Origin of the sequence: Candidatus Frankia nodulisporulans (genome assembly GCF_902806475.1) — a bacterium.
GTDB lineage: Bacteria > Actinomycetota > Actinomycetes > Frankiales > Frankiaceae > Frankia > Frankia umida.
In genome coordinates this window covers 1-12,918 of the sequence record NZ_CADCWS010000008.1, presented here as the reverse complement: position 1 = coordinate 12,918, position 12,918 = coordinate 1, and the positions used below count along the sequence as shown (strand labels likewise).

The 12,918-nt window shown below is 71.9% G+C and carries 10 protein-coding genes; 6 read left to right on the top strand and 4 right to left on the bottom strand.

All coding sequences use genetic code 11. The annotated features are described in order from the left end of the window. Positions 1-513 precede the first annotated feature (513 nt). Complete coding sequence (locus G6R24_RS01970) at positions 514-1,656, top strand: acyl-CoA desaturase (protein WP_225438018.1); 1,143 nt, start codon at positions 514-516, stop codon at positions 1,654-1,656. Positions 1,657-1,905: 249 nt separating this feature from the next. On the opposite strand, the gene G6R24_RS01965 is transcribed toward G6R24_RS01970, so the two are convergent. Both G6R24_RS01965 and G6R24_RS01960 read right to left on the bottom strand, forming a co-directional pair. Next, positions 1,906-3,702 carry an ABC-F family ATP-binding cassette domain-containing protein gene (locus G6R24_RS01965; RefSeq protein ID WP_163547450.1) on the bottom strand — a complete coding sequence of 599 codons (1,797 nt, stop codon included), beginning with the start codon at positions 3,700-3,702 and terminating at the stop codon, positions 1,906-1,908. 70 nt (positions 3,703-3,772) lie between these two features. Then, positions 3,773-4,873, bottom strand: a complete 1,101-nt coding sequence (locus G6R24_RS01960; RefSeq protein WP_163547476.1) for a 4-(cytidine 5'-diphospho)-2-C-methyl-D-erythritol kinase — start codon at positions 4,871-4,873, stop codon at positions 3,773-3,775. 295 nt (positions 4,874-5,168) lie between these two features. Here G6R24_RS01960 and G6R24_RS01955 point away from each other — a divergent pair, with 295 nt between their 5' ends. From G6R24_RS01955 to pth, 3 genes are all read left to right on the top strand, one after another. Next, the gene (locus tag G6R24_RS01955) at positions 5,169-5,960 is read left to right on the top strand and encodes a hypothetical protein (protein ID WP_163547449.1); all 792 of its coding nucleotides are present in this window, start codon (positions 5,169-5,171) and stop codon (positions 5,958-5,960) included. Positions 5,961-6,468: 508 nt separating this feature from the next. Beyond that, positions 6,469-7,089 (top strand): 50S ribosomal protein L25/general stress protein Ctc, encoded by a 621-nt coding sequence (locus G6R24_RS01950; protein WP_163547448.1) that lies wholly within the window; start codon positions 6,469-6,471, stop codon positions 7,087-7,089. A 131-nt stretch (positions 7,090-7,220) separates the two neighbouring features. After that, positions 7,221-7,814, top strand: coding sequence for an aminoacyl-tRNA hydrolase (gene pth, locus G6R24_RS01945; RefSeq protein WP_163547447.1), 594 nt, complete (start codon positions 7,221-7,223; stop codon positions 7,812-7,814). Here the strand turns inward: pth and G6R24_RS01940 are convergent. Continuing rightward, complete coding sequence (locus tag G6R24_RS01940) at positions 7,811-9,025, bottom strand: glycosyltransferase (RefSeq protein ID WP_163547446.1); 1,215 nt, start codon at positions 9,023-9,025, stop codon at positions 7,811-7,813. The two genes, pth and G6R24_RS01940, sit on opposite strands and share 4 nt — an antisense overlap. A gap of 111 nt (positions 9,026-9,136) precedes the next feature. Here G6R24_RS01940 and G6R24_RS01935 point away from each other — a divergent pair, with 111 nt between their 5' ends. Then, positions 9,137-10,405: a glycosyltransferase family 2 protein gene (locus G6R24_RS01935; RefSeq protein ID WP_225438017.1), complete on the top strand. Its 1,269-nt coding sequence runs from the start codon at positions 9,137-9,139 to the stop codon at positions 10,403-10,405. Positions 10,406-10,461: 56 nt separating this feature from the next. After that, the gene (locus tag G6R24_RS01930; protein ID WP_163547445.1) at positions 10,462-11,373 is read left to right on the top strand and encodes a glycosyltransferase family 2 protein; all 912 of its coding nucleotides are present in this window, start codon (positions 10,462-10,464) and stop codon (positions 11,371-11,373) included. Positions 11,374-11,543: 170 nt separating this feature from the next. Here the strand turns inward: G6R24_RS01930 and tyrS are convergent, their stop codons facing one another. Beyond that, the gene (gene tyrS, locus G6R24_RS01925; RefSeq protein ID WP_163547444.1) at positions 11,544-12,833 is read right to left on the bottom strand and encodes a tyrosine--tRNA ligase; all 1,290 of its coding nucleotides are present in this window, start codon (positions 12,831-12,833) and stop codon (positions 11,544-11,546) included. Between the last annotated feature and the right edge of the window lie 85 nt (positions 12,834-12,918).

Here is a 12,918-nt window from a genome sequence, read left to right as displayed (position 1 = left end):
TGCCACCGGGGCGGCACCGACGCCACCACGGCCCCGGAAACGGCGGCCCGGGGTGACCGGCCAGCCACGGTGCTTTCGATGAATTCTTGTGAATGGTATTACTGGTAGTGCTCCGCCGCCACGACTCGAACGTGGACTAAGAGAACCAAAATCTCCTGTGCTGCCTATTACACTACGGCGGACTGCGGGAAAACACGTCAACTCTACCATCGAGGGTCCCCTAGAAGAGAAAGTCCGCTCGGGGTCAGCCCCGTGAGCAGGGCGGTAGCGTTCCTGGCCGCAGGCGGTGATCGCTCCCGCGCGAGCCGGATCGTCAGCGATGGTGGGTGACTGTGGGCACCGGGTCGGCTTCGGGTCGGCTTCTGTGCTTCCATCGACCCACGGGTCCGCCGGTTTGCGTGCTGGACGTCGACAGTGGGGACTGTTGTCATATCGGCGGGCTACCGTGACCGTGTTGCGCCGGTCATGGGACCCGCCGGTGCACTGACCTGCCGCGACGGACGGAACGAGGCCATGACCGCTACCGACACGGTAAGCCCCGGGGACGGCCGGGTGCCGGGCGATGCCGCCCGGGCCGCCGGCGCCCAGCCGCTCGAGGACGCCCAGGCGCTCGAGCAGGCCCTGGGCCTCGACGACGGTCGGGGCCCAGACGACGAACCCGGCCCGGACGACGGTGCGACGTCCCGGCGGCGGGCCGATCCGGCCAACGCCCAGGGCCACGCGACCGTGCCGCGGTCCATGGCCAAGGCCCGCGCCGAGCAGATCACGCTGCTGCTTGTGATCCTGGTTCCGCTGGTCGCGCTGATCGCGGCGATTCCCGCCCTGTGGGGCCACTGGATCACCTGGCGGGACGTCATCCTCGCCGTCGTGTTCTACGGCATCAGCGGCCACGGCGTAACGGTTGGCTTCCACCGTTATCTCACCCATCGAGGCTTCCGGACATCCCGTCCGGTGCGGATCGCACTGGCCGTCGCCGGCAACATGGCGATCGAGGGGCCGGTCATCCGCTGGGTCGCCGACCATCGGCGGCATCACGCCTACAGCGACGCCGAGGGTGATCCGCACTCGCCGTGGCGCTACGGCCCCGGCACGCTGCCGATGCTCAGGGGCCTGTACCACGCGCACGTCGGCTGGCTGTTCGATGTCGAGCAGACCGACCAGCGGCGGTTCGCCCCCGATCTGCTCGACGATCCCGACCTGGTCCGGGTCAGCCGCGCGTTCGGCCTGTGCGCCTTCGTCAGCCTGGCCGCGCCGGCGCTGATCGGCGGGCTGTGGGGTGGCTCGTTCGAGGCGGCCGCGCAGGCGTTCTTCTGGGCGAGTCTGGTGCGGGTCGCGTTGCTGCACCACGTCACCTGGTCGGTGAACAGCATCTGCCACGTGCTGGGCACCCGCCCGTTCCGCAGCCGTGACCGTTCGACGAACGTGTGGCCGCTGGCCCTGCTGTCGATGGGCGAGTCCTGGCACAACCTGCACCACGCCGAGCCCACCTCGGCCCGCCACGGCGTGCGGCCCTGGCAGATCGACACCAGCTTCTACCTGATCAAACTGATGGAGATCACCCACGTGGTCTGGGACGTCCGCTGGCCGGACCCGGCCCGCCTGGCCGCCAAGCGTGTCACCGCGCGGCCCGCCACCCCGGAGGGAGCCGCGTCGTGACCTGACCGGCGACCATCCGAACGTCGATACCGGCCGGCCCGGTGGCCCGGCCGGTATCGACGTTCGCTCGCCCAGCGTCAGACGGTTCCTCCGGTGCGCCCGGTGCGCCCGGTACATGTCTTCTACGCCAACGATGAGCCACGATAATCAATATGTGACCCTTCGGTGACCGCGGTTTGCATGGTGATTGCCGAAGAAGCGCGCGGCCTGCCCGCACGATCGGAAAGCGCGGAAAGGCGCCGGCCGCCATCAGCCGATCAGGTCGGACAGTTCCAGCCAGCGCTCCTCGAGTTCGACGGTCTCCCGCTCGGCGGCGCGCACCTGACCGGTGAGCTTCTGCAGGCCCGCGTAGTCACTCTGGTCGTGGTCTGCCATCCGGGCGTGCAGTTTCGTCATCTCGGCCTGGAGTCTGTCGAGGCGACGTTCGATCGCCGAGACCTCCTTCTGCGCGGTCCGACGTTCGGAGCCGGAAAGCCCGGAGGAACCCGACCCCGGCTGCGACGCCTTCGACCCGCTCTCGCCCGGCGCGCGCGAGGATGCCTGCTCACGGCGCAGCCGCAGGTACTCGTCCACACCGCCGGGCAGATGCCGCAGCTGCCCATCGAGGATCGCGTACTGCTGGTCGGTGACCCGTTCCAGCAGATAACGATCGTGGGACACCACGAGCAGGGTCGCCGGCCACGAGTCCAACAGGTCCTCGGTCGCGGCCAGCATGTCCGCGTCCACATCGTTGGTGGGCTCGTCCAGGGCGATCAGGTTGGGCTCGTCGAGCAGCAACAACAGCAGCTGCAGACGCCGCTTCTGCCCGCCCGAAAGCTCGCCGACGCGGGCCTGGAGATGTTCGCGGGCGAAACCGAGCCGTTCCAGCAGCTGCGCCGGGGTCGTGTCGCGGCCGTCGATGGTGAACGTGGTCTGGGTGCGGGCCAGCACCTCGCGCACCCGGTCACCGCCGATCTCCGCGAGCTGGGAGAACTGCTGGTCAAGCAGGCCGAGCCGGACGGTCTTACCCCGCTTGATCTGCCCGGAGGTCGGCGCCACCGTGCCGGCGATCAGGCCCAGCAGCGTGGACTTGCCGCTGCCGTTGGCCCCCAGAATCCCCGTGCGCTCACCGGGCGCGATCCGCCAGGTGACGTCCCGCAGGACCTCCCGGTCGCCGTAGCGAACCCCGGCACCCTCCAGGTCGATCACCTGCTTGCCCAGGCGGGTGACCGCCAGCCGTTGCAGCTCGACCGGGTTACGGGCCGGCGGCACGTCCTGGATCAGCTGGTTGGCCGCGTCGATGCGGAACTTCGGTTTGGACGTGCGGGCCGGCGCGCCCCGGCGCAACCACGCCAGCTCCTTGCGCATGAGGTTCTGCCGCTTGCTCTCGGTGGCCGCGGCCATCCGGTCGCGTTCGACCCGTTGGAGCACGTAGGCGGCGTAACCCCCCTCGAACGGCTCGACGATCTCGTCGTGGACCTCCCAGGTCTGCGTGCAGACCTCATCGAGGAACCAGCGGTCGTGGGTGACGACCAGCAGCCCGCCGGAGTTGCGCGCCCACCGGTTCCTCACGTGCTCGGCCAGCCACGAGATGCCCTCGACATCGAGATGGTTCGTCGGCTCATCCAGCACGATCACGTCCCACTCGCCGATCAGCAGGGTGGCCAGGGCCACCCTGCGTCGCTGACCGCCGCTGAGCTCACCGATCCGCGCATCCCAGGGCAGATCGGTGACGAGTCCGCCGATCACGTCGCGGATACGGGCGTCGCCGGCCCACTCGTGCTCCGGCTGATCCCCGACGATCGACTGGCCCACGGTGAGCGCCGAGTCCAGGTCATCGCTCTGCGACAACGCCCCGACGCGCACCCCGCCCCGGCGGGTCACCCGGCCGCCGTGCGGCTCGATCAGGCCGCTGAGCATCCCGAGCAGGCTGGACTTGCCGTCCCCGTTACGCCCGACGATCCCGATCCGGTCGCCCTCGACCACTCCAACGGTGACCGAACCGAACACCACTCGGGTCGGGTACTCCAGGTGCAGCGCCTCGGCGCCCACCAACGGCACAGCCACTAGCGCATCCCAGCCCTTCGGGTGATTCGATCATCGGAGTGGACGTTCGTCGAGCTCAGCCGCCAGACACTCACGGTCCGTCGCCCGTGGGACCCACCGGGCCGGTGCCCGCACCGGCGACGACCCGGGCACCGGCGGCCGGGCCCGCGGCGCGACGGACCGCACGGGCCACGCCCATCCCGGCCAGGCTCGCGGCCAACTCGATGTTCTCGGTGGCGCCCGCCGCGAGGAAGGCACAGGTCGGACCGGAACCGCTCACGATCGCGCCGACCGCGCCAAGCTCGGTGCCGGTCGACAGGACCCGCCGCAGCGCCGGACGCAGTCGCAGCGCCGCCGGCTGCAGATCGTTGACGAGCGCCGCGCCGAGCTGGCGCGGATCCCCGGTGCGCAGCGCCGCCAGCACATCGTCCGCCGGCGTCGGCCCGCTGCGCAGCCTGCCCTCGGACAACCGGTCGAACTCGGCGTACACCGCGGGCGTGGACAGCCCGCCGTCGGCCAGCGCGAAGACCCAGTGGTACTCGCCGGTGGCCAGCACATCGGTGAGCTGCTCACCTCGTCCGGTCCCCAGGGCCGTGCCACCGGCCAGCGGAAACGGGACGTCGCTGCCGAGGCGAGCGGCCAGCTCCGCGAGGGTGGCCCGGTCGAGACCGGTCTGCCACAGCGCGTCGCAGGCGACGAGGGCGGCGGCGGCGTCCGCGCTGCCCCCGGCCATCCCGGCGGCGACCGGAATCCCCTTGGTCAGGGCGAGGTGGAGCCGCGCGGAGGTGATCCCGGCGGCCTCGGCCACGAGGTGCGCGGCCCGCACCGCGATGTTGTCCAGCCCGGTCGGGACGATCGACACGTCCGGCGTGGACGTGGCCGGCCCGTTCCCGGCGGCACCCTCGCCGGTCACCGCCACGGTGATCTCGAGGCCGGTGGACGTGTCAGAACCCGGCTGGTCGACGGCCGTGGGGGTGCTGGCGGTCGTCGGCGTGCCCGGGGCGGTCGCGGGCACGGTGGCCGTCAGGTCGTCGAACAGGGAGACGGCCTGAAGGACGGTGATCACGTCGTGATAGCCGTCCGGACGCAGCGGTCCGACACCGAGATGCAGGTTGACCTTGGCTGGAGCCCGGACGGTGACGGTGGAACCGGCGTGCGCGCCGTGGCGCGGCGCCGGGTGGGATCGAGTCAGCGGAGGCTCCTTCACTCGGACTCGTCGGCTCGGCCTCGAGGGCGCGGGCTCACGCTCACTGGCGGCTCACGGTGCGGCGTGGCCTGCGATCCAACCTATCCGCCGGCTCCGCGGCGCATCGCGCTCCACCCACGGCGTACGTCCGCCGGCCACGGGGTACGCCCACAGTCGGGCTGGTGCAGCGGCGGATACGAACGAGTCGCTGGCGTGGGTGCCCCCGAACGGAAGGCTCCCTCCCCGCTGCGCGCGCGCCGCGGTCCACCGTCTCACCAGGCGCGGCGGGGGAGGAATCATCATGACCATCACCACCAGAACATCCCGGCCCGACACCACGAGTGCCGGCTCCACCAGCACCACCTCCACCAGCACCACCTCCCGCTCCGGCGGAGCCGCGGCCGGCAGGTCCGGAGCCCGCGGGTCCGCGGTCGGCAGGTCCGTGGCTGGTGGGTCCGCGGCTGGTGGGCCCGGGCGTGCGTCGCGGCCGCCGGCGGATCGCATCGAGGGAGTCGAGGCGGCACGCCGCCGGGCCCAGCTGCGCGCCTTCGTCCGCGCCACCCATCACGACCCCGACCTCAGCCCACAGACGCGGGTCGAGCAGTTGCACGCGCTGCATGCGGACATGACCGCAGCCCCCGAGCCCAAGACCGAGCCCGAGGCCACGGCGGCGAGGTCCCGCGCGACCGCGTCACGGAGCTCGGCGCGGCCGTCGACAGGTGCCGGTGCCGCGTCGGCCACGGCTCGGCGCTGGCGGTCGGCGTCGCACCACGGTCGCCGTCCCGCGGCCCGTCGGATCGCCGGTGGCCGACGCGTGCGGGACCGGGCCGCGGCGAACGCGCGCAGGGAGCTCGAAGCCGCGGACGACCGGACTTCGGGAGACCCCGCGGCCGGCGAGTGGACGGCCGCGGACCGGATGACCGGCGAGTGGGCGCCCGGCGAGTGGGCGGCCGGCGAGTGGGCGGCCGGCGAGTGGGCGGCCGGCGAGTGGGCGGCCGGCGAGTGGGCGGCGGGGAAACGGTCCCGGTGGTCGGTGTACCGGCGCCGGTGGTCGGCGCGTCGCCACCTGCGCGGGGATCACCGGCAGTGGTGAGGCCGGCCCGAGGGTGGCAGGGATGATCGGCCGGCCAGGCATGAGCCAGCCGGCGGATCGGCCCGGACAGCCCGGTCGGCCCGGTCGGGACGGGGCGCCTGACCCCGTCCGCGCCGGGCGGGTGGAAGGCCGCGGGCGGGCCGCTCGGGTGCACCGTCAGGCTGCGTACGGGGCACTGACGTGCCGGTCGCGGCCGCGCCGAGCGCGGGGCCAGGCGGCTCGTAGGCCGTCTGACCTGCGCGTAATCCGCCGCACGGTCGCCTCTGACCTGCGAAGGCGCCCGGGCTCGCGGTCCGGGGCGGGCGGACCGCGAGCAGCACGGCGCATCCGGGGCGGGTCGGTGGGGTGCGGGGCGCCATCGTGGGGGCGGTCTCCGGCGGCGCGGAACTTGACAACTCCGGGCGGTGGCCCCTGCGCGCGTGGAGTCCGGTACGGTGAAGGACCGCGCCGCGGTGGCTCGTCCGCCCTCCGGCGAAGAATCCCACGTCTGGAAGGACTGTGCGTCGCCATGTCCGAGGTCCGCATCGCCGCGGAGCCGCGCACCGAGTTCGGTAAAGGCGGTGCACGTCGCACCCGCCGCGCCGGCAAGGTACCGGCCGTTCTCTACGGGCACGGCAAGCCGCCGCGCCACATCGCGCTTCCCGCGCACGACCTGCTTCACGCGTTCAAGACCGACGCCGGTACCAACGTCCTGCTCACCCTTGAGCTCGGCGACGGTATCGAGCTCGCGCTCGCCAAGGACGTCCAACGCCACCCGATCAAGGGCAGCTTCGAGCACATCGACCTGGTGCTGGTCAACCGGGGCGAGAAGATCGTCGCTGAGATCCCGGTCCAGGTCATCGGGGATGCACACCCCGACACCCTGATCGACCAGCAGGTCATGACGATCGCGGTCAAGGCTGACGCGGCCCGTCTGCCTGGCCCGATCGAAATCGACATCACCGGTCTCGAGCCCGGCACCAGCGTGCTGGCCCGTCAGCTCGCGCTGCCCGCGGGCTCGGTGCTCGACGCCGATCCGGATCTCGTTGTCGTGCAGTGCCTGGCCAAGCGGACCACCGCTCAGGTTGAGGCAGCGCTCGGCGAGACCCCGGCGGCCGAGGAAGCCGGCGCGGCGACCGCGTCCGCGTAACCACGCGGGCGGGATCCCTCCGTCGACACCCGGCGCCACCGCACCACCCGCACCACCTGCACCCGAACCACCCGCACACGCACTACTGGACCTGCGATGCCACCCGATGACGACATGCGGATGGACGGGCCATGACGAACATCCCGACCGACGACGGGCCCTGGCTCGTCGTCGGACTGGGCAACCCCGGCCCGGACTACGCCGGAAACCGACACAACGCCGGTTTCATGGTCGTCGATCTGCTGGCGCAGCGGGCCGGGGCGCGGCTGAAGTCGCACCGCTCGCGGGCGGATGTGGCCGAGGTTCGCCTCGCCGGCGCCCGGGCGGTTCTCGCCCGGCCGCTGTCGTTCATGAATCTCTCCGGTGGCCCCGTCACCGCCGTTCGGGGCTTCTACAAGATCGAGCCGGCTCGGATCATCGTCGTGCATGACGAACTGGACATCCCCTTCGGGACGGTTCGCCTGAAGCAGGGCGGCGGAGACAACGGTCACAACGGCCTGCGCTCGATCACCTCGTCGCTGGGCACCCGCGACTACCTGCGCGTTCGGGTCGGCGTCGGACGGCCCCCGGGTCGGATGGACGCCGCCGCCTTCGTCCTACGCGACTTCGGCACCGCGGAGCGCCGCGACCTGCCGCTGCTGCTCGAGCATGCCGCCGACTCGGTGGAAATGCTGATCACCCACGGCCTCGAGCCCACCCAGAACCGTTACCACGCCCTGCTCTAGACGGCGGGGTTCAGATGCTCCTCGATCGTGCGGATCAGCGTGCCGTGGTCGAGTTCCCGTAGGACATAGGCACGCCCGGCCGCGCCGATCTCGGCGGCCCGCGCCGGCTGCGCCAGCAGGTCGCTGACGGCGGCGGCGAACGCGGCCGGCTCCTCGGCCACCAGCAGGTCGGTGCCTGGTGTCCAGCCCAGCCCGCGGCTGCCGGTCGGGGTGCTGACCACCGGAGTTCCCGTCGCCATCGCCTCGATGGCCTTGATGTTGACGCCGGAACCGGACTGCATCGGGTTCACCGACAGGGTCGCCGCCGTCAGGTAACCGACGACGCTGGGGACGTCGGTGTGCAGTTCGACGCCGTCGAAGCCGGCGAGCCAGGCGGCCAGGCCATCCTCCGGTCGCCGTCCGACGACCTGGAACGTCGCCTCGGGATGGCGCACCCGCACCGACGGCCAGCATCCGCCGAGGAACCAGCGCAACGCCTCGATGTTGGTCGGGGTGTCCAGCGAGCCGACGAACACCAGCCGCTGCCCGTCGCGGGGCGCGGCGTTCGCCGGATCGGTGGCCGCATCCGCGCCGACGCCGGCCCGCAGGGCGCCGACCGGCAGGAACGGCGGCAGGTGGAAGGTCGGCACACTCGCCCGGGCCCGCCGCCACTGGTGATCTTCCAGGGAGATGTCCGCGATGCAGGTGACCAGCGGCGAATGGTGCAGGGAAAGCTCGGCTAGGCGCAGCTTGTGGTACTCGACCTCGTAGGCGAGGGCGCGCGGCCCCGAACCGCTGCGGGCCAGCACCCGGAAGAACTCCGAGTCGACGTTGTGCGCCCGGACCAGATGGGGAAGCTTCCAGATCCGGGCGATCTCCTCACCCAGATGCGACGATCGGCAGCTGTAGCTGATCACGGCGTCGGCGCGGGGTGGGGTCGCCTCCAACGCCCGGCGCAGCGGACCCACCGGCCGGGAGGCGTGCATGAACGGTTTCGGCGTCAGGTGGGCGCGCGGGCTGTCGTCCCGGCGCAGCCGGGTGACCGCGGAACCGGGAATCGCCTCCTCGTACGCCGCGATGTCGATGTCGTCGCGCGCGGGGACGAGGACCTGCATCCGGATACCGGCGGCGGCGGCCGCGGTCAGGAAACTCAGCGTCTCCACCCGACCGCCGGCATCGGCCGGGAGAAACGGTTCCTCGACCACGACGATCCAACGTGTGGAGTCACTCACCCGACCCACTGTAACGGGCGTGCGGACGGTGGCCCCTGCGGGAGGTAGCGCGCCGGGCGGCATGAGGAGCCCATGGCCGGATGTCCACGGTGCAACGCTACGGTTGACGACATGACAGGTGTCCGGACCATCAGTCGAGGTGCCGCCGTCGCGGCACTCGGAGCCGCCACCGTGTACGGTCACGTTCTGTACCCGGTGTATATCGGGCTACGTAGCCGGGGCCTGGAGACACCGGTGCCGGCGGACCCCGATCCCCTTGGCTGGCCGGGCCTGAGCGTCGTCGTTTCCGCCTATCGGGAAGCCGCGGTCATCGGCACGAAACTCGACGAGCTCGCGGGTACCGACTACCCCGGGACCATGGAGATCATCGTCGTCGCCGACGATGCCGAGACAGCCGAGGCGTCGCGCCGTCCAGGCGTGCGGGTGCTCTCCTCCGGTGAGCGGCTCGGCAAGGCCCGCGCGGTCAACCGTGGGGTCGCCGCGGCCTCCCACGAGGTCGTCGTGCTGACCGACGCGAACGCCGTGCTCGCTCCCGGCGCGCTGCGCGCCGCCGCCCGCCACTTCACCGACGACACGGTCGGGGCGGTCGCCGGCGAGAAGCGGGTCGACGACCCCGACGGCGCCCAGGGCTTCTACTGGAAGTTCGAGTCGTGGCTCAAGCGCTGCGAGTCCGCGACCGGGGCCACGATCGGCGTCGTCGGCGAGATGCTCGCGTTTCGCCGCCAGGCCTTCCGCCCGCTGCCCGCGGACACCGCCGTCGACGACGCCTGGCTCGCCCTGGACGTCCTCGAAGGTGGCCTGCGCGTCGTCTACGAGCCCGAGGCGTACTCCCTCGAGCCCGCCGCGCCGGACTACAACGGCGAGTGGGAACGTCGGACCAGGATCGTCGCCGGCAACCTGGACATGCTCTGGCGGCGCCGCGCCGCGCTGGTGCCCGGCGCGCTGCCGGTCACCCCGCAGCTGTGGGGGCACCGGCTGGTCCGTTCGTCGTTCGGGCCCGTCGCCCAGGTCGTGCTGATCGGGATCGCCGTCCCCGCCGCCCGCCACAGCTGGGTCGCCCGGGTGTTCCTGGCCGGCAACGCCGTCGGCGCCGCGAGCACCGCAGCCCTGCTCACCGGGCGTACCCCACCGGGCCCGACCAGGCTCGTCGCGCAGGTCTTCTTCCTGCAGGCCGTCGCCCTCGGCGGCGTACGCCGCTTCCTGGCCCGTGACCGTCCCGCCGTGTGGCCCAAGCCCGAGCGGGTCGCGCCCACCGCGACCGCGTCCGGTGCGGTGCCGGCTGGGGCGTCCGCGCCGGCCGGCCTGCCGCCGGCGTCCGGATCGTCCCCGGTGACGCCGCCGGGTTCGACGTCGGACGCGTTGAGCCCCACCCGTCCGTGAGCAGCAGCCGGAACATCAGGTAGTTCCGCACATCAGGTAGTGAGGAGCGTGTCGCCGTGGCCGTCGAGCGACCGAAGCGGTCCACCTGGCAGTACGAACTCGTGCTGGTCAGCTACCACAGCCGCGAGCAGCTCGAGGGTCTGTTCGCGACGCTGCCGACCGACATGCCGGTGGTGGTGGTCGACAACGCCGCCGGTGCCGACGGGGTCGAGCAGCTGATCGCCGACCGGCCGAACAGCCGCTATCTCGACTCCGGCGGCGGCAAGGGCTTCTCCAAGGCCGCGAACATGGGCATCCGGTCGTCCCGGTACGAGTTCGTCGTGCTCGGCAACCCGGACAGCCGCCCCACCGTCGACGTCATCGACGTCCTCGTCGACGATCTGCTCGCCGACCCGGAGCTGGTGACCAGCGCGGCGACGATGAAGGGTCATGACGGAAAGCCCGAACTCGGCAACGGCGGCTGGGAGCCGACGCCACGACGGGTGCTGCTGCACGTCCTGGGCGCGCACAAGGTGGCCCCGACGTCGGCGCTGTTCGCCCGCCCGACGCCGGGCCGGCCGATGAACCCCGAATGGCTGACCGGGGCCTGCATGGCCGTGCGTCGCACGATGTTCCTCGAGCTCGGCGCCTTCGACGAGACGTTCTACGTCTACAACGAGGACATGGCGCTGGGCCGGGCCATCCGGGAGGCGGGCCTGCGCCAGAAGCTGCGCACCGACCTGCTGGTGCCGCACGGAGCCGGCGGCAGCGGTGCCGGCAAGACCTGGATGCTGCAGATGCGGGGCGCCTCGATGGTCCGCTACCTGCGCAAGCACAACGCCCCGGGACGGGTGAACGTGATGCGCTCGATGCTGGTCGCCGGCTACGCGGGCCGAACCGTGCTGTCCCGGGCCCGCGGTCAGAAGGCCACCGCCGACGAGCACGCCGCGTACATCAAGGGCCTGCTCGTCGGCCCGCCCGCACCCTGACCGACTGAACCCGGCCGCACCCCGCCGCACCTGGGTCCGACCGGCCAGCTGGCCTGCTGGCTGGCCGGTTCACGGTCGTGTGCGGCGGGGACCCTCGGGTGCCCGTCCGGGGCCGTCCGTCCCGGGGAGCCATGGGATGCCCTGGGGGTGCGGGGCGGCGGGGGTGCGGCTCAGGTGAACCTGGCCACCCGCCATTCGCGGCGGCCGCGGCGGATCAGGATCACCGAGCCGTGCAGAAGGTCCTTCTCGGTGACGGTGCTGTCCGCGGCCATCCGGTCCCCGTTGACCAGCACCGCGCCGTTGCCGAGATGCTCGCGGGCGTCGCGGCGACTACTGGCCAGGCCGGTGGCGATCAGCAGGTCGACCACCGACCAGCCGCCGTCCGCGGACAGCCGGTCCAGCGGTTCGCTGACCGTGGGGACATCGGCGAACACGTCCGAGATCAGGTCCGCCCCGATCGCCTTCACGTCCCCGCTGAACAGCGCCGCCGAGGCCGCCTCGGCCGCCTCCAGCGCACCCGGACCGTGCAGCAGCGTGGTGAGCTCGCGGGCGAGATGGCGTTGCAGCGCCCGCTTGCCCGGCGCCTCGGCGTGCTCGGCGAACAGCCGCTCCAGCGGCTCCCGTTCGGTGAGGGAGAAGAACAGCGCGAACGTGTGCGCATCGACGTCGGAGAGGTTCAGCAGGAACTGGTAGAAGGTGTACGGCGACGTGCGGTCGGCGGTCAGCCAGACGGCGCCCCTCTCCGACTTGCCGAACTTCGTACCGTCCGCGCGTAGCAGCAACGGGCAGGTCAGGCCATGCACCTGGGTACGCAGCACCCGGCGGACATAGTCGATCCCCGCGACGATGTTGCCCCACTGGTCGGACGCGCCCAGCTGCAGCGTCACGCCGTGGTCCTCGCACAGTCGCCGGTAGTCGTAGGCCTGCAGCAGCGAGTAGCTGAACTCGGTGTAGGTCAGGCCGACCTCGGGATCGTTCAGACGGCGCCGCACCGAGTCCCGCCGGACCATCTCCGTGACCGGGAAGTGCTTGCCGACGTCCCGCAGGAACTCGATCATGCCGAGTCGGCCGAGCCAGTCGCCGTTGTCGACGAAGCTGGGCTGCTGGTCCGCGCCGAGTGCCCGGCCGAAGATCGTCTCCATGATCTCCCGGTGTCGGGCGGCGTTGCCAGCCACGTCCTCGGCGGACAGCAGAGCACGTTCCACCGACTTGCCGGACGGGTCGCCGATCAGCCCGGTGCCGCCGCCGAACAGCACCACCGCGCCGACCCCGGCCCGTGCGGCCCGGATCAACAGCGTGATCGGGAGCAGATTGCCGATGGTCAGCGAGGGTGCCGTGGGGTCGAAACCGATGTAGCAGCGCCGCCCACCGCCCGCCAGGTGGTCCCGAAGCTCGGCGGGATCGGTGCTGTCGTGGATGAGTCCACGCCAGGACAGCTCGTCCAGGAGCGCGTTTGTCATAGGGCCATGTTAGAAGTGACGCGACCGCGCCCCCGGAGACGCGGGCACCCAGCTGGTGCCGGCGGGGGGGCGCCTGCACCGGATT